Raw genomic sequence first — 19,195 nt, 5'->3', positions numbered from 1 at the left:
CTTGCGGCACCCCAGTTGTCTAGGTACCACTGGTCGCGGTTGGCTGATCCGCTCGCGGCGTAGCGGGCGTCGAGCAGGGCGACCATCCCGGCCAGCCGGCGTGCGCAAGCGGCGTTCTCGACCCGTGCCCACGCGAGGGTCGCGGCGGCCCCGGAGGTGCCGGTGGCCTCGTCAAGAAGGTCGAACATGCTTTCGAATTTACTAGCGTATGCAGACCGTGACTAGCGGTGGAACCCGCTCCTGTGGATGAAGTCGGCACTGTGGATAGCTCGGGCCCAAACGCCAAAAAGTGTCAGTGCCCCGTGCTAGTGGGATCTCGAGGAAGTCGAGAGGGCTGCTGGAGCAGAGGGTTGGGTCCGCCAGCTTCGCGTCGGCGGGGTGTGGCCGCTGGGCGTGGACATCGATACCGCCGATTCCAAGCCTGTTGATTACTTCAAAACCAGTCCGCACAACCCCACCCTTGAGTGCTAGCACTCGGGTGTATAGAGTGCTAGTTGGCAGGCGGCCAAACCCCGCTCCGGCTCCCGCGACGACGGCGTGAGGTCACGGACGCTTGCCGAACAACTAGTAAGAGCTGGTAATCCGTGAAGGTCCGGGATCTACCCCGGATCGCACCCCAACAAATGTGGAGGGCTCCATCGTGGCCGTGAACATCAAGCCACTCGAGGACAAGATCCTCGTTCAGGCCAATGAGGCCGAGACTACGACCGCTTCTGGTCTGGTCATCCCCGACACCGCCAAGGAGAAGCCGCAGGAAGGCACCGTCGTCGCAGTTGGCCCCGGCCGCTGGGACGAGGATGGCGAAAAGCGCATTCCCCTGGACGTCGCCGAGGGCGACACCGTGATCTACAGCAAGTACGGCGGCACCGAGATCAAGTACAACAACGAGGAGTACTTGATCCTGTCGGCACGCGACGTGCTGGCTGTCGTCTCCAAGTAAAACCGACATGCCCGCCCCGGAGATCCCCGCACACGCGGGTGATTTCCGGGGCGGCATGCGTTGTATCTCGACTACGTAGTCAGAAAGTACATTCATGAGCAAGCAGATTGAGTTCAACGAGACTGCGCGCCGGGCGATGGAAGCCGGCGTCGACAAGCTCGCCGATGCGGTCCGCATAACGCTGGGGCCCCGCGGGCGCCACGTGGTGCTGGCCAAGGCCTACGGCGGCCCGGTGGTGACGAACGACGGTGTCACCATCGCGCGCGAGATCGACCTCGAAGACCCCTTCGAGAACCTGGGCGCACAGCTGGTCAAGTCCGTGGCGACGAAGACCAACGACGTCGCGGGCGACGGCACCACCACCGCCACCGTGCTGGCACAGGCGATCATCAAGGCAGGCCTGCGCAACGTGGCCGCTGGCGCCAACCCCATCGAGCTGGGTCTTGGCATCGCCAAGGCCGCCGACGCGGTGTCAGAGGCACTGCTGGCGGCCGCAACGCCGATCAAGGACCAGAACGGCATCGCCCAGGTCGCCACCGTGTCGTCGCGTGACGAAGTGATCGGTGCACTCGTCGGTGAGGCGATGACCAAGGTCGGCACCGATGGCGTCGTCACCGTCGAGGAGTCCTCGACGCTGAACACCGAGCTCGAGGTGACCGAGGGCGTCGGCTTCGACAAGGGCTTCATCTCGGCGTACTTCATCACCGACTTCGACTCGCAGGAAGCGGTGCTCGAGGACGCGCTGGTGTTGCTGCACCGCGAGAAGATCAGCTCGCTGCCCGACGTGCTGCCGCTGCTGGAGAAGATCGCCGAGTCGGGCAAGCCGCTGCTGATCATCGCCGAGGACGTCGAGGGAGAGGCTCTCTCCACGTTGGTGGTCAACGCCATTCGCAAGACGCTCAAGGCCGTCGCAGTCAAGGCACCGTTCTTCGGTGACCGCCGCAAGGCGTTCCTCGACGATCTCGCCGTCGTGACCGGCGGCCAGGTGGTCAACCCCGACGTCGGTCTGGTCCTGCGCGAGGTCGGCCTCGACGTGCTCGGCACCGCCCGGCGCGTGGTCGTCAGCAAGGACAGCACCGTGCTCGTCGACGGCGGCGGTACCAAGGACGCCATCGAGGGACGCAAGTCGCAACTGCGGGCCGAGATCGAGGCCACCGACTCCGATTGGGACCGAGAGAAGCTCGAAGAGCGGCTGGCGAAGCTGTCCGGCGGCGTCGCGGTCATCAAGGTTGGTGCGGCCACCGAGACCGACCTGAAGAAGCGCAAGGAGGCCGTCGAGGACGCCGTCTCCGCCGCGAAGGCTGCAGTCGAGGAGGGCATCGTCACCGGCGGTGGCGCCGCCCTCGTTCAGGCCGGTTCGGTGCTCAAGGCGCTCAAGGAGTCGCTGAAGGGCGACGAGGCAACTGGTGTCGACGTGTTCGCCTCCGCGCTGTCCGCGCCGCTGTACTGGATCGCCACCAACGCGGGGCTGGATGGCTCCGTAGTGGTCAACAAGGTGTCGGAGCTGTCCAACGGGCAGGGCTTCAACGCGGCGACGCTGACGTACGGCGACCTGCTCGCCGACGGTGTCGTCGACCCCGTCAAGGTCACCCGCTCCGCGGTGCTCAACGCCGCATCGGTGGCGCGGATGATCCTCACCACCGAGACCGCGATTGTGGACAAGCCGGCCGAGGAGCCGGACCACGGCCACGGCGGTCACGGCCACTCTCACTAGGCAGTACTGCACGGAACGCGCCCCCGGTCCCGTTGGGCCGGGGGCGTTTTCGTCAGCCCACAGATGAAGAGAAGTCTGCGCGAGCCGTCGGGAACAACGTGATGGCCGCACCCCACAGCGCGCCGGGGTTGATCCGGTTGGGGTGCAGACGCAGCATCTCGTCGTAGAACTCCTGAGCGGATCCCGAAGACGACAGCAGACGGCGCGCGTCGGTGAGATAGCGCCGCGTCGCTTGAATCTGGGATGGGTTGTCGTAGGCGCGGGGATCCTTGTGACCGGCGATGACCGTTGCGGGGTTCAGCGCCTCGGCGGTATCGAGGGCGGCGAGCCACTGGTCGATACCCGCTGCGCCGCCGGATTCCGTCAAGTACTGGTGCACCCCGTTGTAGACGACGTCTCCCGCGACGAGCAGACCCATCTCGGGCACGTGCAGCATCGTCGTATCGTCGGTGTCGGTGTGGCCGGCGTCGACCGGAACGAGGGCAACGCCCTCCAGGTCGAAGCCACGCTCGTCGACGACGTTCACGTCGACATCGCCGACGGGTAGCTGCCCGGGAAACACCAGATCCCAGAAGTCGGAACGGAACCGTGGATCGTTCTGCGCCGCCATCATCTTGGCGGTGCCATTCGTGGCCCGCACCGTCGCGCCGGGGAATCTGTCCAGCAGCGGTATGGCACCGAACCAGTGATCGCCATGGCCGTGGGTGACGTAGATCTGACGCAGTTCGCGCCCCGATGCCGCGATCCAATCGCCGACGTCGGCGGCCTGCACAGTGGTCAGAGGCGGGTCGACGAGTACCGCGTCGCGTCGTCCCATGATCAACGTGGAGGTGATCGGTGACCACATCCGGGTACTGCCGTCGGGTAGCGGTCCGCGCCCGGACTGCGGAATCTGCGCCGTGACGAAGACCTCGTGCCGCAGCTGCCGGCTCATGTCGTCACCTGCGAGACCGGGGCGAGCGAAGCGACGGGGGGAAATGTGACCGGGGCGAGCGAAGCGACGGGGGGAAATGTGACCGAGTCGGCGAAGTCCAGGATCATCGTCGCCACTGCGCCGGGGCATTCGACGTGTACCCAGTGGCCGCCCATGTCAAGGACTTTGACTTCCACCTGGTGAAAGCGCGGGGTGATCGCATCGACGAGCTGCTGGTTGACGAAGCCGTCGGCGCCGCCGCGGATGATGAGCACGGGGCCGTCGAATGCGCTCATCGTAGGCGCGGTGCGAACCCCCGTGTTCCACATGTCGGCGTAGTGGGCGGTGACGTCGGCCGAGACGGGCACCCCGATGTCCGCGAGCCGATCGAGCAGTTCCTCGCTCATGTGCGGCGACAGCTGCGCCCGCACGCGGCGGCCCGCAACGCGGTCACCACCGAGGGCGCCGAACGGCGCGACCACCTCGTCGGGCAGCCGAGTACCGCCCAGCGGTACCGGGATGATCAGCACCAGCCCGTGAACCTTGTCGGGGTGCCGCGAGGCGACGAGCTCGGCGATCTGTGTGCCGAGGCTCTGGCCGACCACGATCACCGGTCCGTCGATCCCACCGACGACGTCGCTGGCCTCATCGGCGAGCGAATCCAGCGTCGTGCCAAGCGCTTCGGCGATCGACCCGCTGCGGTTGCCGAACCCCGGCAAGTCGTAGCGCACGGCGCCGACCTCACCCCCGAGCGACTCGACCAGGCCATCCCACACCGACGCGTCGTCGAGGAAGCCGTGGATCAGCAAGAGCGTGGGCGCACCTGGCGTGGTCATTTCGCCACCGTCAGAGTCGAGCCCGACGGTGACCATTCGGCCGTGTCGATGGGCGAGTAGTCGGTGGCACGCTCATCGAGCCGTGCGGCGCGCTGCGAGCCGAGGGAATCGACGAGCTCGTCGGGCAGCGGCGTGCTGAAGATGTTGTCGACGAGGGTGTATTCGCCGGCGAGCCGGCCGAACACTCCCAACGCGCCGATGTCGATGCGCCCGTTGGGCAGGTAGAGATCGTCACGGATGTGGATGCGCTTCACGCGGCCCCACACGACGTGGTCGGGCAGCGGCGGCATCGGGATGATGCGGTCGACGACGCACTCGAAGGAGATGGGCGCACCGGCGATCCGCGGAGCCGAGATGGTTTCGGAAGCAGCCTTCTCCAGCCCGAGTGCCTCGAATTCGTCGACGTCGGTGCCGAATTCGTAGGCCGAGCGATGTACCGCATCGGCCTGACCGATCGTGGCGATGTTCACCACGAATTCGTTGGTGTCGCGGATGTTGACGAAGGTGTCCTTGAGCGTCTCGCCGTCGGCCCGCGGTTGCAGGGTTATCGACAGCACCGGTGGGAACCTGCCGACGACCGTGAAGAACGATATCGGGGCAATGTTTCCGACTCCGGCCGCTGAGCTGGTGCTCACCCAGGCGATGGCGCGGGGCAGCACGCTACCGATGAGAAGTTTGTAGCTCGACGTCGGGTCGAGATCTGTGGGGTCGATGATCATTTCGTCTCCAGCCATACGTTGTTGAGTGAGTCACTGGGTGTCGATACGGCCTGGATGCCGACGATGCGCCATCCCCGTGGCCCGCGTGCCACCTCGAAATGCGCGGCTATCCTTTCGATCTCGGTTCCGTCGGCCCGTTGACGTGACCAGATCACCTCGATCGCCGCACCGTCGTCGTGGTACACCCGAACCCGCCAGTCTGGTACCGCGGTGTGTGCGTAGCCCGCGTCACGCAGTCGGCCGTGCAGCTGCTGCAGGGCGCCGACCACGGCAGGCCCGTCCATAAACCACTGGTTGACGTCTTCGTCGCTCCAATGCAGCGGCGCGGACCAGTAGTCGAGGATGAATTCGGGCCCGCGCTGGATCGTTCCGGCACCCACGCCGATCCAGGTGGCCAGATAGTCGTCGAAGAACCAACTGGTGACTTCGTCGGCGACCGAGGAGGCGCTGGGTGGTTCCGGTAGTAGCGCGACGGCGCTGTACCAGACCGGGCCGACATTGAGGTGGTCCGGGTACAGCGCGGTGATCTGGTCGAAGTACTCACGCGGGCTCGGCTTTTCGTCGAGGAGCCGGCGCGCGTTGAGCAGGTACTCGCGGGTCCGCTCGATGATGGCCGGATCGTCGGGCAGGTCCTTGTTCTTGTGTCCGGCGATGACGGCTCGCGGCTGCAGTGCGGCGACCTTGTCCAGTGCGGCGAGCCAGGATTCAATACCGCCGTGCGCGCTTTCCAGCAGATACTGATGCACACCGTTGTAGGCGACGTCGCCTGCGACGACCAGCCCGATGGACGGCACGTGCAGCACCGTCGTGTCGTCGGTGTCGGTGTGGCCGACCTCGACGGCCAGCAGTCGGTGGCCTTCCAGTTCGATGCCGTCGGCGGGAACGGTTCGATAGGTCACGGGGCTGGGAGGAATCTGGTCGGGGAAGTCGACGTCCCACATCTCGGCGCGGCCGGCAGTGCCCTGCTGATGCATCATCGCGATCGTCCCGTCGGTCGCGTACGGGACGGCGTCGGGAAACCGTTGCAGCAGAAGGTCGGTGCCGAACCAGTGGTCACCGTGCCCATGCGTCGCGTACACGGCCGTCAGGTGCTTGCCGGAGCGCTCGATCCAGTCGCCGACCCGTTGCACCTGCTCATAAGTCATCGGCGGATCAACGAGGACGGCGTCGTGCTCGCCGTAGACGAGCGTCGTGGAGACCGGGGAGGAGATGATCGGGCTGCCGTCGGGCAGGCGCTGCTCGCGGTGGCGCCGCAGCCCGTCGTGGACCAGAACGTCGTAGTGCAACTCGGACATGGTTGTTCCCTTCGGATTCAGTGGTTTTCGCGCACGGCGAGGTGTTCGGTGAACCATGCGACCGCGGCGCCGCTCGCCTGGGCGAATTGCGACACGTACGGGTCGAAGTGGCCACCGTCGATGGTGACCAGTTTCTTGGGCTGCAGCGCCGCCTCGTAGGCGCCAAGGGCGAGGTCGGTCAAGGTGATGGTGTCGTGCAGGCCCACGACCATCAGCAGCGGTGTGGGGGACACCCGTGAAATCCAGGTACCCGGCTCGTACATGCGCGCGGCCCGGGTGGAGCGCAACGTGACGACGTTGTCCCAGACCCCGGCGGGTGCGGGCTGGTCGTAGAACGCGATCGCATCTGGCGCGCGGTACGCGGCCCGCACCGCGGGATCTGCGCTGACCACGGCCTGGGTGGCCAGTTGGCCGCCACGGAACTGGCTCCGCTCGTCGTCGGCGAACGCCGCCTCCAACTCGGCAACCTGGTCGGGGGCCACGCGCCGCTGGCTCTGCTGATAGCCGCTGATCGTGGGCACCTGGGCGACCACGGCGCGCAGCCGCCGGTCGGTCGCCCCAAGGACGATCGCGTGGCCGCCGGCGTAGCTGCTGCCCCACAGGCCGATCCGGGCGGGATCGACGAAGGGTTGGCTCTCCAGGAAGGAGATCGCCCGTCGCCAGTCGGCGATCTGCACCCACGGGTCGATGTCGCAGCGCGGCGAGCCGTCGCTGGCGCCGAAACCGCGGTGATCATGCACCAGCACGACGAATCCCGCGTCGGCGAAAGCCCTCGCGAATCGCTCGAGCCCGTGCTCCTTCACGCCTGCGAATCCGTGCGCCATCGTGATCGCCGGATGCGGTCCGGCACCGTCGGGGACGAACAACCAGCCCCGCAGGGTCACATCGCCTTCGACGGCGAACTCGACGTTCTGTCGCTGCACCATTTCTGTCTCCTTCCCTGCGTCTGCAACCGGCACAACATCGACGATGGGCCCACCGCGTCCAAGAAGGGGAGACCGCAATGACCCTGGTAGTGGGAGGAACAGTCTTAGGCTCGTGGGATGGCCACGGACGGTAACGACCTAGGCGACTACCTCCGCGCCAGGCGCGGTCAGGTCCAGCCCGACGACGTCGGACTGGTCGCAGGCGCGCGGCGACGGGTGCGGGGCTTGCGCCGCGAGGAGCTGGCGACGTTGGCGGGTATCAGCTCCGAGTACTACCTGCGCCTCGAGCAGGGCCGCGACAAGAATCCGTCGGCCCAGATCCTCGATGCGCTGGCGCGGGTCCTGCTGCTCGACGTCCAGGCGACGGCGTATCTGCATCAGTTGGCCAATGCCGCGGGCAACCGCCGCGACCACGTTCGTGTCGAGACCGTCGCTGATGGCGTCGACGAGCTGATCGAGCAGTTCGGCATGCCTGCGGTGGTGGCCAGCAGATGCCTTGACGTGTTGGCTGCAAATTCGCTCGCACGCGCGCTCTCGGCGGGTTTCGAGCCTGGTCAGAACTTCTTGCTCTGGCGCTTCGTGGAGCCCACCGCGCGTGACCGGTACGTGGATTGGGACGAAGCGACCGACGTCGCGGTGAGCGGTCTACGCGAGGCGGCCGTCGACGACCCCGACGATCCCCGGCTGCGATCCGTGATCGACGAGTTGTCGGCGGCCAGTGCCCGATTCCGCGAACTGTGGGCGCGGGCGGACGTCGGATATCGAGTCGGCGTCATCCACATGCGGCACCCGAAGGTGGGTGATCTGTACCTGCACCGCAACAGACTCAACATCCCGCACTCCGGCGGGCAGCATCTGCTGACCTATCGCGCCGAGCCCGGTAGCCCAACGGCCGCGGCGCTCGAGGCACTCCGCGGGGGCTGACGTGGATCTGCACCTGGATCGCCCCGGCGGCAGGGTTCGCGACAGTGTCATGGACGCCATCCGCGACGCGATCCGCACGGGGCGGTTGGTGCCTGGGACCCGGTTGCCGTCGAGCCGCGCGCTTGCCGCCGACCTCGGCGTCGCGAGAAACACCGTGGCGCGCGCATACGCCGAGCTCATCGCCGAAGGCTGGCTGACCGCACAACACGGCTCGAGCACACTGGTCTCCCAACGCGCGGCCGAGGCCGTCCGGTCGGTCGCCGCACCGGCCAAGCGACCGTCGTCGCGCCGATTGGACCACGACTTGCGGCCTGGTCATCCGGACCTGTCGTCGTTCCCACGCATCGAGTGGAGCCGCGCGGTCACCCGCGCGCTGAAGGCCGCACCCTTCGAGGCGTTCGGCTACGCCGACCCGCATGGCCGACCGGAACTCCGCCACGCCCTTGCCCAGTACCTCGCTCGCGCGCGGGGAGTTCGGGCCCAGCCGTGCAACATCATCGTGTGCACCGGGGCGGCTGAAGGACTGCGCCTCGTCGCCGGTGCACTGGCAGGCGCCGGGGTCACCGCCGTGGCCGTCGAGGAGTTCGGCCTGCCCGCGCAGAGGGCATCGATCACCGGGGCGGGGATGCGTTGCCCCCCAATGACAGTCGATTCCTGCGGTGCCGACGTCACGGCGCTCGGGCACATGCCGGAGGTGGGCGGGGTACTGCTGACACCGTCACACCAGTTCCCGCTCGGGATGTCCCTGCATTCCGACCGACGCGCGGCGGTCATCGACTGGGCGAGGCGCACCGGCTCCGTGATCATCGAAGACGATTACGACGGCGAGTTTCGCTACGACCGCAGCCCCGTCGGTGCGCTGCACGGCGTCGATCCCGAGCACGTCATCTACATGGGCACGACGAGCAAGTCGCTGGCGCCGGGGCTTCGGCTCGGCTGGCTGGTGTTACCGGAACGACTCGTCGAACCGGTCGTCCGGCAGAAGGGCGAAACCGAGGAGACCTCCGGTTTCGTCGAACAGCTGGCGATGGCCGAGTTCATCACGTCCGGCTCCTATGACCGACACATCCGCACGATGCGCGCCGAATACCGGCGCCGCCGTGAGCAACTCGTCGCAGCGGTCGCCCGATCATCGCCGAAGACCACCGTAGCCGGGATGCCCGCGGGGCTGCACGTGATGCTCGAGTTCGCCGGTGGCGACGAGAGCGCGCTGGCTCGTCGACTCCCATGGCGGCGGCTCGGCGTGGAGGGCCTCGATCTGTATCGTCATCCAGAAATCGGGCGCGTGCGCGACGGTGTGGTGATCGGGTATGCGGCGCCAGCGCCCAGCTCGTGGTCGGCAGCCGTGGATGCCCTGATCCGGCTGCTGCCGTGAAACTGGCCCCCGCGCGCCGCATCCAAGTGGCCCACGACGAGTGCGATCCCGCAGTTAGCGTGGAGAACATGATCGCCGCAGGCAACACCAAGATCGCCGACCTACTGTGCGTCACACCGCCCCCGATCCCCGAGGGTGCACACGCGATGACACAGCTCGTCGAGCTTCCCCCCGCGGACGCCGGACTGGATCCACATCGACATTCGGGGCCGGTGTTCGGTTACGTGCTGGAGGGCAAGATCCTCTTCGAGATCGAGGGCGAGGCGCCAAGGGAAATCGTTGCGGGCGAGGCATTCTGGGAGCCGGGAGGTGACGTGGTGCACTACCAAATGAGGAATTTGGATGCCATGGGATGGAGCCGCTTCCTCGCGGTGTGCATCTGCGCTCCCGGCGTCGACATGATCACCATGCTCGATCCGCGAGAGATCCTGTCCCGTGATTCCTTGCGGCACCGCGATGTTCGCAGGCACGCGCGGTGACGACGATGCGAGCGATCATCGCCCGAGACCGCGCTGCCGGTGTCGATGGGCTCGAGCTGGCGGATGTGCCCTACCCTCACGCCGCCGAGAACGACGTCGTCGTCCAGGTGCATGCGGCAGGCTTCACCCCTGGTGAACTCGACTGGCCGGGCACTTGGACCGACCGGGCCGGGCGCGACCGGACGCCGACCATTCCCGGCCACGAGGTCGCCGGGGTGGTTGCCGAGTTGGGTTACGGGACCACCGGCCTGACCGTCGGCCAGAGGGTCTTCGGGGTGACCGACTGGTGCCGGAACGGCACGCTGGCCGAATTCGTGGCGGTGGAGGCCCGAAACCTTGCGCCGCTGTCTGAAGGCGTCGACCCCATTACGGCTGCAGCGCTTCCGATTTCAGGTCTTACGGCATGGCAGGGGCTGTTCACCCACGGGCAGCTCCGTGCCGGGCAGACCATCCTGATTCATGGCGCTGCTGGTGGAGTCGGTTCGGTCGCGGTGCAACTTGCGCACGAGGCGGGGGCTCGGGTCATCGGTACCGGCCGGACGGACCACCGCCAGACCGTGCTCGATCTTGGCGCGGAAGGCTTCGTGGACTTGGAGCTCGATCAGCTGGAGAGCGTAGGCGAAGTGGACGTGGTGTTCGACGTGATGGGCGGTGAAATCCTCGAGCGCTCAGCGACGTTGGTCCGTTCGGGCGGTGCGCTCGTCAGCATCGCCGAACCACCGCCAATCCAGCCCGAGGACGGACGAGCCGTCTTCTTCGTCGTCGAACCCGATCGCGGGGAGCTCGCCGAACTGGAGAGCAGGCTTCGAGATGGCCGGCAGCGTCCCGTCGTCGGAACGACATACACACTCGAAGACGCTGCCACAGCGTTCGACCCGAGCCGCCGGAGTCACGGCAAGCCGATCATCCGCGTGATCGAAGGAGAAGGGATCGACGAATGACTGAACTTCCGCAGACGCCGGCGGCGACGGCTGCACTCTGCGTGGCTACCCGCTTCCATTCGCCGGCATTGCTCAACCACAGCGTCCGTGCGTACCTGTGGGGAGTGACGTACGCCGAGGCGCACGGCATCGCGTTCGACGACGAGCTGTACTACGTCTCGGCGCTGCTTCACGACCTCGGTCTCACCGACCCATTCGACAGCCACCGACTGGCCTTCGAGGTGGCGGGCGGGGACCTGGCCTGGGTGTTCGGGGTCGCGGCCGGTTGGCCTGCCGACCGAGCGGCCAGGGCAGAGGAGATCATCGTGCTGCACATGCGCGAAGACGTCTCTGCGACCGACGACCCCGAGTCGCATCTCTTGCAGGTCGCCACCGGCTGGGACGTCGCAGGGCTGCGGCCGGAGGAGTTCTCGGTGGAGGCATGGCCGGAGATACTGGCGCGCTATCAAAGGCTCGGATTCGGCGACGAGTTCCTTGCGTGCTTCGAAGACCAGGCGAGCCGTAAACCGGGCAGCGCAGCCGCCGGGGCGATCGCCAACAATGCCGCCGGACGCATGAAGGCCAACCCGCTCGACGGTTAGGTCCCGAATACTTTCCGTTGGCTCCGGCCAACGCCCACGCAGGCGCAAATGTCAGTCCTACTCTGACGATGTGAGCGAAAACACCGATTGCTCTGGGCAGAAAGAGGGAACGTCCGTCGACCCGTGCTCGTTGCGCATCAGGGAATCAGACGGTGTTGTTAGGGAGGGAAGTGCTGTGCAGTTGACCCGTGAACGTGCGGGCCATCCATGGCGTGAACGTCGCCGCGAGGTCTTGAACCGGATCGTTCGGGAAACCGAGGCACCGACGGACAGCCTTCCGCGGATCACCCCGTCGACGGGCGCGGAACTCGATGCCGCATACCTCGAACGGGTCGGCGAGGTGCTGGACGTGGCCGGGAACATCGGCGCCATCCTGATGGCGTCCGGGATGCCGACGACGGCCACGATGGACCAGGTCACGGGCATCGTCAACGGGTTCGGTATCGAGCGCTGCCAGGTCGACGTCATCAGCACGACGATCCACATCGCCGCCTACCGCGGACCGACCTCGTCAGCAGCCACCACGCTGCACACCGTGCAGGCCCGGTCGATCGACTTCAGCCGGCTGGCGGCCGTCGACCGATTGATCGCTCGAATCAAGGCCCACGAGGTATCGCCGTGGCAAGCCCGCGAAGAACTCGACGCGATCATCATCGCGCCGCACCCCTACAAGCGCTGGATCGCCACCCTGGCATGGGGTGCATTGGCGTTCGCGACGGCCGGAACCCTTGGCGCGAGCCTGCTGGCCTGCTTGGTCAGCGCTCTGAGCACCATGACGATCTATCTCGTCAACCGACAACTCAACAGGCACGGATTGCCGTTGTTCTTCCAGTACGCGATCGGCGGGGCGATTGCGACGGCGCCTCCGCTGGCGCTGTACTGGCTGGGCCCCAAGTTGGGGTTGAGCTTCGAACCGACGGTGGCCATCGCCGCCGGCTTGGTGGTACTGCTTGCCGGGCTCTCGCTGGTGAGCTCGGTCGGCGACGTCATCACGGGCGCCCCGGTTACGGCCGCGGGCCGATTCTTCGAGCTGCTCATGATGACGGCCGCGACGATCGCAGGCGTGGCGCTGGTATTGCACCTCGCCAACCGCTTCGGCGCGCCGTTCGTCGCCCTTGGTCCCGGCGCGCCGCCCGCCCTGGCAGAGCTGCCCGCACGCGTCGCATTCGGCGCGGCGAGCGCTGCCGCCTACGCCCTTGCCTGTTATGCCGAACGGACCGCAGCGATCGCCGCGGCATTCGGCGGTGCCGCGGGCACCATCGCGTTCCTACTGGCTCAGGGTGCAGGTTTGGGTGCCGTCATAGCGTCGTTCGTCGCAGCGGTGCCGATCGGTTTGGTCGGCATGCTGATGGAACGCCGCAATCTTGCGCCGCCCATGGTCGTTTCCATCGCGGGCATCGTGCCCCTGCTACCGGGCCTGGCCCTGCTGCATGGCATCTACGCGATCCTCAACGACCAGCATGCCGTCGGCTTCGCGTCGGTGTTGGGTGCGCTGGCGATCGGTACTGCGCTCGCGGCAGGTGTCACGCTCGGCGAGTGGAGCTCTTGGAAGGTTCGGCGGCGCCGACATCTGGTTCGCCGCAGGGTTCGCGGGACGCGACTCGTCGAAGACGACCCGCTGAGTTCCGCGAATTAGCACCTGGCGTCACACCGCGGTTGTGGTGATGTCGATCTCCGAGGTCAGGGTCTGATGCACCGGGCAACGATCGGCGATCTGCATCAACCGTTGCCGTTGAGTGTCGTCGAGGTCGCCGACCAACTCGACGTCGCGATCGATGTGACTGATCAATCCCTTGGTGGTCTCGCACTCGGCGCAGTCCTCGGCGTGAATGCGCGAGTGCCGCAACGTTACTCGTACCCGTTCGAGCGGCCAGGCCTTGCGTTCGGCGTACATCCGCACCGTCATGGAGGTGCACGACCCGAGCGCGGCAAGCAGCAGATCGTAAGGCGTCGGCCCCGCGTCGTCGCCGATCGGTCGTGGCTCGTCGGCGATGAGCCGGTGGTGGCCTGCGGTGATCTCCTGGGTGTACGTCCCAGACCCCGCCTCGGTGACGGTTACCGTACCCCCGAAAGACCCTGAAGATTCCATGGACACGAGTGTGCGGGACGGCCATCGCGGCCGGAATCGAATCGCGCCGCCCGGTTGTTGACCCATTGCGTGACGATTCGACTCGGACTACAGATTCCGAACTTCTCCTACGACGCCCCAGTCACCGAACTCTTCCCAGCCGTGAAGGCACAGGCTCAGGAAGCCGAGGCCGCAGGCTTCGACACGGTGCTGCTGATGGACCACTTCTACCAACTGCCGACGCTCGGGGAACCGGACGAGCCGATGCTCGAGGCGTACACCGCGCTCGGCGCGCTGGCGAGCGCGACCGAGAACATCCAGCTCTCGACGTTGGTCACCGGCAACACCTATCGCAATCCGACGCTGCTCGCCAAGGTGATCACGACGCTGGACGTGATCAGTGGCGGCCGGGCGATCCTCGGCCTCGGTGCCGGTTGGTTCGAACTCGAACACCAGCAGCTCGGCTTCGAATTCGACACGTTCACCGAGCGATTCGAGAAGCTGGAAGAGGCCCTGCAGATCATCGTCCCGATGACGCACGGCGAGCGGCCCACCTTCTCGGGCAAGTGGTATCGCACCGAGAATGCGATCAACGAGCCCCGCTACCGCGACCACATCCCTGTCATGCTCGGCGGCAGCGGTGAGAAGAAGACGTTCGGGCTTGCCGTGCGCTACGCCGATCACCTCAACCTGATCACGCCGATATCGGAGCTGCCGCACAAGCTCGATGTGCTCAAACAGCGCTGCGACGAAGCCGGGCGCGATCCTTCGACACTGGAGACCTCGACGCTGCTGACCGTCGTGCTCGACGGCCACGACACCCGACGTGACATCGCCGAGGCGACGGGCGGACGCGCGGTGCGTGGCACCGCCGAGCAGGTGGCCGAGCAGATCAAGACCAACGTGCTCGATGTCGGCGTCGACGGCGTGATCGTCAACCTGCCCACCCACGGCTACACGCCAGGCGTCATCACCAAGGTGGGAGAGGCGCTCAGGCCGCTGATTGCCTAGCGATGGGGCGTGACCAGCGTCGTTGTCGGACTTCACAGGCGATGGCAAGGTTGGTGATCATGAACCCCGTCTCGAGCAGGTTGTTGACCCTTGGGATGGCGGGGTTCGCCGTGTTGGGCGTGCTGACGGCCTGCGCGGGACCGTATGACAACAACGCGCCGCAGGGCGCAGGCATGACGACAGCGCCCGCGGCCGGAATGAAGGACGGCATCACCGCGCCGATGCCCGAATCCGGGCCAGCGCCAGGCGCGCCGCCGCCGACCGCGCCACCGGCGGAACTCCCGCGCGACGTCGTCAAGACCGCGTCGATGACCATCACGGTGGCCAACATCTCCGAGGCCGCGGACGAGGCGGCCGTTCTAGTGGAGAAGGCCGACGGCCGGGTGGACAGCCGCTCGGAGGATGCGGGATCGGCCGGCGGCTTCGCCCGTACCTCCGAGGTGTTGCGGGTGCCCGTCGCGAAACTCGACGGCGTGGTACGGGATCTGAAGGCTCTCGGAAAGGTGCAGACCGCAGAAACCAAGTCCGAGGACGTGACGGCGCAACGGGTCGATATCGATGCGAGGATCAAGGCCCTGCAGACCTCGGTGGATCGACTTCTGGGGATCATGCGCGACGCCAAGGATCCCGATGCGCTCATCAACGCCGAGAGCGCGCTGTCGCAGCGCCAGGCGGATCTGGACAGCCTGCGTGCGCAGCGCGATCAACTGGGCGACCGCATCCAGTACAGCACCATCGATCTGAGCTTCGTCGCCGAGCAGATCGGCGGACCGGCCCCGAAACAGTACGACGGGTTCACCGGCCAGATCGAGCGCGGTTGGGACGGCTTGGTTTCGGTGGTGGGCAACGCGGTTCTGCTCTTTGGGCTGCTGCTGCCGTGGTTGGGCGTGCTGGTCGTCGTGGCCGGAATCCTGTACGTCATCGCCCGGATGGCGCGGTCGCGCCGTCCGTAGTCAGACGCAGAGAGGTCCCCGACACGACGAGCGTGCCGGGGACCTCTGTGCGTCTCGAATTTCAGGCGGTGCGGCGAATGCCCCGCTTGAGGAGCATCTCGCGCTCCGACTCGCTCAGGCCGCCCCAAATGCCATAGGGCTCACCGACGCCCAGTGCGTGCGTACGGCACTGCGTGATCACCGGGCAACTCCGGCACATCTCCTTGGCACGCATCTCCCGCTGTGCGCGGGCCCGGCCACGCTCTCCGTCTGGATGGAAGAACATCGATGAATCAACACCTCGGCAAAGGCCGGCCATCTGCCAATCCCAGATGTCTGCATTGGGTCCGGGTAGCTGCTGCGGCTGTGGCATTAGGAAAACCCCTCTCTGCGCACCCCTTTCGCGTATCGCGAGAGGGCGTGGTTCGTTGAACCGATCCGAGCACGGTGTCGCCGGTGACTACTCGTGCACACAACGTAGAAGGGCTCACGAAATTCAGTCAATAGCCCGCACATGTGCTCAAGGGCATAACCGCAGCTCGAGAATTTACATCACGTTCATCGTTGCGACCCTCCCGCAACGAGAAGGGTGATCACGAAACGGCTTCCAAATGATCACGAGTCCCGTTTCCGCTGTTCGCAGCGAACGGCATTGCGGCCACGATTCCTACCGCCCAGTAGTCAGTTGATACCGAATTAACATGCCCAGCACCAACTGTTAACCAATGTTGAATCCGCAACACAGTTTTACCCGTGCCCCGCGGTACTGGGTTCTTCGCGGCTCATCCCGACGTATTGATAGCGTCCCGATCCGATGGATGAGCTTGCAAACGCCGCCTTCGGCGACGATCCCGGTCGGTGGCCACTGCCCGAGGCGACGACGCCGCTGCAGACCTGGCAACGTGCCGTGGCCGCCGGTGGTCAGGGTCGGTACGCGAGTGGCTTCGCCGACCTGGACGCCGTCGGCCGCACGCCAGGTGCGGGGTTGGTGGCGTCGCTGGCGCTGAGCACCAGGGCGTCGTTCCTCCGTCAGCTCGGCAGGCACGTCGATGCGCGGCCGTGGGACGGACGGGCGCTTGCATCGTCGGGGTCCGACGCCGATGCACGCGCCGACGCGTTGATCGGACTGGCCGCCGACGCGCTCGGGATCGGTCGCTTCGGGGTATCGGCCCGGCTGCTGCAGCGGGCCCGCGAGGTCCTCGGTGACGCGTCGCATGCGCGATTGCCGGTCCGGTTCGGCTGGGTTTCCGCCGAGTTGGCGATGTTCACCGGCGACGGCGCCGCGGCGCTCGCGCATGCCGAACGAGCCGTCGGGCTGGCGGCGTCGACGGGCTCCGTGCGACACGCCGTCAAGTCGGATGTGGTGCTGGCCGCAGCACTGTGCAGCGCAGGCGATCCGGACGGGTCTCGCCGTGTCGCCGACGTCGCCATCGAGGTCACTCAGCAGTTGGGTTTAGTGCCGCTGAGCTGGGCTTTAGCATGCCTTCTCTTGGACGTCGGCAGTGCCGTTCACCCCCATGACCGGGTCGCCGCGATACGCGATGAATCCGCCGACGCGGTACGCCGCAGAGGGGGCGTGTGGGCGGCCCGCTGACGCCGGCTTTCACGCGCTGATCATTAGTCTTTACCTGACACAACCTTTTTGGGGCATGCCTCATCCGTAACACTGGAGATAACACTCGCGATGATCAGTTCGGGAGAAGGTCTCGATGCTGTCGTTGCTGAGGCGGTGGCAGGCGATCGAGACGCACTCCGGACGGTGCTGGAGACCATCCGTCCGATCGTCGTCCGGTATGTCCGGGCGAGGATCGGGACAGCGGACAGAAGTGGGCTTTCAGCAGACGACGTGGCTCAGGAGGTGTGCTTGGCCGCCATCACGGCGCTGCCGCGCTACAAGGATCAGGGACGACCGTTCCTGGCCTTCGTTTATGGCATCGCCGCTCACAAGGTTGCCGACGCTCACCGCGCCGCCGGACGAAACCGTGCCGACGCCACCGACTCGCTGCCCGACCGTGCCTCATCTGCAGCGGGTCCCGAACAAATCGCGATCGACTCGGAGTCGGCCGCTCGGATGGACAGGCTGCTGGCAGCGCTGCCCGAGAAGCAGCGGGAGATCATCATCCTGCGCGTCGTGGTCGGCATGAGTGCCGAGGAGACGGCGGAAGCGGTCGGCAGCACGCCGGGCGCAGTCCGGGTCGCCCAGCACCGTGCACTGGCGAAACTGAAGTCCGAGATCGGCACGACGAGGCGCGATCATGCCTGACTTCGGACGCTGGACCGGCAACGGCGGAGACCCGTCGCTCAATGAGATCAACCGCGATGAGCGGTTCCTGGACGCCCTCGCCTCGGGCCAACCGGTGTACGCCACCGATCCCGCCGAAGCAGAACTGGCGTTCCTGCTCTCGGACTGGCGTGACGAGATTCGCGATACCCCGGCCACGACGGTCGTCACGCCCCGCGACGCCGCCATCGCGTTGCGCGGGAGCCTCGATTCCCGCAAGCGCACCCGCACCTCGCTGACCCTGGTCGGATCGGCCGCCGCAGCGCTGCTGGTCCTTGGTGGCTTCAGCGCCGCCGTGTACGGCGCAGGCCCCGGCGACTCGCTCTACGGCGTGCGGACCCAGCTCTTCGGCGAGCAGCCGAGGGAACGCAGCGACCAGGTCATGCTGGCCTCGCAGCAACTCGCCGAGGTGCAGCAGCTGGTCGAGCGGGGTGATTGGCAGCAGGCGCAGGATCGGCTTCAGACGCTGTCCACCACGGTGCAGAGCGTCGATCAGGTGCAGGACAAGCAGGACCTGGTCCAGCAGTGGAATGCGTTGGCCTACAAGGTGGTCGAACAGGATCCCGCTGCGACGCTGCCGCCGCCCGATCAGCCGCAACCGGTGCTGCCGTCGTCGCCTCTGACCCTGCTGCAGGTCCCGGTGGTCACTGAAACCAGCACGGAAACGTCGACGTCAACCTCGACTTCACCATCGATTTCCACGGCAATCTCGACTTCGGAACCGACGCCGACCTCCCCGTCGGACTCGACCACCCCGCCGTCGCCCTCGACGTCTTTGCCGCCGTCGGATCTGATCATCGCGCCGACCCCGCCGACCTCGCCGCCGTCCAGTTCGTCGACACCGCCATCCACCACCACCCCGACGACCCCGACCACGACGACGACCACCACGACGACCACTACGACGACTGTGCAGCAGCCCGCCGCCCTGCCGCCGTCCTCGCTGCCGCCGTCGACGGTGTCGGTGCCTTCGTCCGCGCCCGCGATCCAGGCGCCGCCTCCGGTCAGCGCTCCTCCCGTGAGCGCTCCGCCCGTGCGTGCACCGCCCGCGGTCCAGGCGCCGCCCCCGGCGAGCGTCCAACCGCCCGTCTCGGAACCACGCATCGCGGTCACCCCGACGGTTCCCGCGGCTCCGCCTGCGGCATCCAGCGCGCCCAAGCCGGCAGAAGAACCCGTTCAGCCGCCGTCGTCAGCGCCCAAGCAACCCGAACAAGTGGTGACTACCGTGGTCGCGCCGCCGGCAGGCAACGGCAACTAAGG

At 66.7% G+C, this 19,195-nt stretch carries 20 protein-coding genes and 1 pseudogene; 13 read left to right on the top strand and 8 right to left on the bottom strand.

From position 1 onward, the window contains the following. Positions 1 to 188 (bottom strand): annotated as a pseudogene (locus tag HNP02_RS29700) (HNH endonuclease); the annotation flags it as partial. Positions 189 to 637: 449 nt separating this feature from the next. Here HNP02_RS29700 and groES point away from each other — a divergent pair. Next, positions 638 to 940, top strand: a complete 303-nt coding sequence (groES, locus tag HNP02_RS29695) for a co-chaperone GroES (RefSeq protein ID WP_056556946.1) — start codon at positions 638 to 640, stop codon at positions 938 to 940. 94 nt (positions 941 to 1,034) lie between these two features. Further along, positions 1,035 to 2,654 carry a chaperonin GroEL gene (gene groL, locus HNP02_RS29690; protein ID WP_184444200.1) on the top strand — a complete coding sequence of 540 codons (1,620 nt, stop codon included), beginning with the start codon at positions 1,035 to 1,037 and terminating at the stop codon, positions 2,652 to 2,654. Positions 2,655 to 2,706: 52 nt separating this feature from the next. Here groL and HNP02_RS29685 read toward each other — a convergent pair whose 3' ends face one another. Genes HNP02_RS29685 through HNP02_RS29665 form a run of 5 tightly spaced genes read right to left on the bottom strand, consistent with a single transcriptional unit; the run spans position 2,707 to position 7,376 of the window. Continuing rightward, complete coding sequence (locus HNP02_RS29685) at positions 2,707 to 3,588, bottom strand: MBL fold metallo-hydrolase (RefSeq protein ID WP_184444199.1); 882 nt, start codon at positions 3,586 to 3,588, stop codon at positions 2,707 to 2,709. Continuing rightward, complete coding sequence (locus HNP02_RS29680; protein WP_255507084.1) at positions 3,585 to 4,403, bottom strand: alpha/beta fold hydrolase; 819 nt, start codon at positions 4,401 to 4,403, stop codon at positions 3,585 to 3,587. Before HNP02_RS29680 ends, HNP02_RS29685 begins: the two co-directional genes overlap by 4 nt. After that, positions 4,400 to 5,122 carry a flavin reductase family protein gene (locus HNP02_RS29675; RefSeq protein WP_184444197.1) on the bottom strand — a complete coding sequence of 241 codons (723 nt, stop codon included), beginning with the start codon at positions 5,120 to 5,122 and terminating at the stop codon, positions 4,400 to 4,402. Before HNP02_RS29675 ends, HNP02_RS29680 begins: the two co-directional genes overlap by 4 nt. After that, entirely contained in the window at positions 5,119 to 6,417 is a 1,299-nt protein-coding gene (locus tag HNP02_RS29670) for an MBL fold metallo-hydrolase (protein WP_184444196.1), read from the bottom strand. The genes HNP02_RS29675 and HNP02_RS29670 overlap by 4 nt, the downstream gene beginning before the upstream one ends. A gap of 17 nt (positions 6,418 to 6,434) precedes the next feature. Further along, the gene (locus HNP02_RS29665) at positions 6,435 to 7,376 is read right to left on the bottom strand and encodes an alpha/beta hydrolase (RefSeq protein ID WP_309241736.1); all 942 of its coding nucleotides are present in this window, start codon (positions 7,374 to 7,376) and stop codon (positions 6,435 to 6,437) included. 84 nt (positions 7,377 to 7,460) lie between these two features. On the opposite strand from HNP02_RS29665, the gene HNP02_RS29660 reads away from it, so the two are divergent. The 6 genes from HNP02_RS29660 (at position 7,461) to HNP02_RS29635 (ending at position 13,279) form a co-directional block, all read left to right on the top strand. After that, positions 7,461 to 8,267, top strand: a complete 807-nt coding sequence (locus tag HNP02_RS29660; protein ID WP_184444194.1) for a helix-turn-helix domain-containing protein — start codon at positions 7,461 to 7,463, stop codon at positions 8,265 to 8,267. 49 nt (positions 8,268 to 8,316) lie between these two features. Further along, positions 8,317 to 9,642: a PLP-dependent aminotransferase family protein gene (locus HNP02_RS29655; RefSeq protein ID WP_184444234.1), complete on the top strand. Its 1,326-nt coding sequence runs from the start codon at positions 8,317 to 8,319 to the stop codon at positions 9,640 to 9,642. 68 nt (positions 9,643 to 9,710) lie between these two features. Continuing rightward, entirely contained in the window at positions 9,711 to 10,121 is a 411-nt protein-coding gene (locus HNP02_RS29650) for a cupin domain-containing protein (RefSeq protein WP_184444233.1), read from the top strand. A gap of 5 nt (positions 10,122 to 10,126) precedes the next feature. After that, positions 10,127 to 11,062 carry an NADP-dependent oxidoreductase gene (locus HNP02_RS29645; RefSeq protein WP_184444232.1) on the top strand — a complete coding sequence of 312 codons (936 nt, stop codon included), beginning with the start codon at positions 10,127 to 10,129 and terminating at the stop codon, positions 11,060 to 11,062. Next, positions 11,059 to 11,643 (top strand): HD domain-containing protein, encoded by a 585-nt coding sequence (locus HNP02_RS29640; protein WP_184444193.1) that lies wholly within the window; start codon positions 11,059 to 11,061, stop codon positions 11,641 to 11,643. The genes HNP02_RS29645 and HNP02_RS29640 overlap by 4 nt, the downstream gene beginning before the upstream one ends. 175 nt (positions 11,644 to 11,818) lie before the next feature. Further along, positions 11,819 to 13,279, top strand: coding sequence for a threonine/serine exporter family protein (locus HNP02_RS29635; protein ID WP_309241735.1), 1,461 nt, complete (start codon positions 11,819 to 11,821; stop codon positions 13,277 to 13,279). Between the two features lie 9 nt (positions 13,280 to 13,288). Here HNP02_RS29635 and HNP02_RS29630 read toward each other — a convergent pair whose 3' ends face one another. Beyond that, entirely contained in the window at positions 13,289 to 13,732 is a 444-nt protein-coding gene (locus HNP02_RS29630; protein ID WP_184444192.1) for an OsmC family protein, read from the bottom strand. A gap of 69 nt (positions 13,733 to 13,801) precedes the next feature. Between HNP02_RS29630 and HNP02_RS29625 the strand changes: the two genes are divergently transcribed. Both HNP02_RS29625 and HNP02_RS29620 read left to right on the top strand, forming a co-directional pair. Continuing rightward, positions 13,802 to 14,722, top strand: coding sequence for an LLM class F420-dependent oxidoreductase (locus HNP02_RS29625; protein WP_184444191.1), 921 nt, complete (start codon positions 13,802 to 13,804; stop codon positions 14,720 to 14,722). Between the two features lie 95 nt (positions 14,723 to 14,817). Continuing rightward, positions 14,818 to 15,675 carry a DUF4349 domain-containing protein gene (locus HNP02_RS29620; protein WP_375373721.1) on the top strand — a complete coding sequence of 286 codons (858 nt, stop codon included), beginning with the start codon at positions 14,818 to 14,820 and terminating at the stop codon, positions 15,673 to 15,675. 61 nt (positions 15,676 to 15,736) lie between these two features. Here HNP02_RS29620 and HNP02_RS29615 read toward each other — a convergent pair whose 3' ends face one another. Continuing rightward, a complete protein-coding gene (locus HNP02_RS29615; protein ID WP_184444189.1) occupies positions 15,737 to 16,027 on the bottom strand; it encodes a WhiB family transcriptional regulator in 291 nt (96 codons plus the stop codon). Between the two features lie 441 nt (positions 16,028 to 16,468). Between HNP02_RS29615 and HNP02_RS29610 the strand changes: the two genes are divergently transcribed. The 3 genes from HNP02_RS29610 to HNP02_RS29600 all read left to right on the top strand — a co-directional run bounded on the left by HNP02_RS29610 (position 16,469) and on the right by HNP02_RS29600 (position 19,193). Beyond that, positions 16,469 to 17,248 (top strand): tetratricopeptide repeat protein, encoded by a 780-nt coding sequence (locus tag HNP02_RS29610; protein WP_184444188.1) that lies wholly within the window; start codon positions 16,469 to 16,471, stop codon positions 17,246 to 17,248. 90 nt (positions 17,249 to 17,338) lie between these two features. Next, entirely contained in the window at positions 17,339 to 17,917 is a 579-nt protein-coding gene (locus HNP02_RS29605) for a sigma-70 family RNA polymerase sigma factor (RefSeq protein WP_184444187.1), read from the top strand. Further along, positions 17,910 to 19,193: an anti-sigma-D factor RsdA gene (locus HNP02_RS29600; protein WP_184444186.1), complete on the top strand. Its 1,284-nt coding sequence runs from the start codon at positions 17,910 to 17,912 to the stop codon at positions 19,191 to 19,193. Before HNP02_RS29605 ends, HNP02_RS29600 begins: the two co-directional genes overlap by 8 nt. Positions 19,194 to 19,195: the final 2 nt, after the last annotated feature.

The sequence above is a fragment of the Mycobacterium sp. AZCC_0083 genome (assembly GCF_014202335.1).
GTDB lineage: Bacteria > Actinomycetota > Actinomycetes > Mycobacteriales > Mycobacteriaceae > Mycobacterium.
This window is presented reverse-complemented; position numbering and strand designations above follow the sequence as displayed.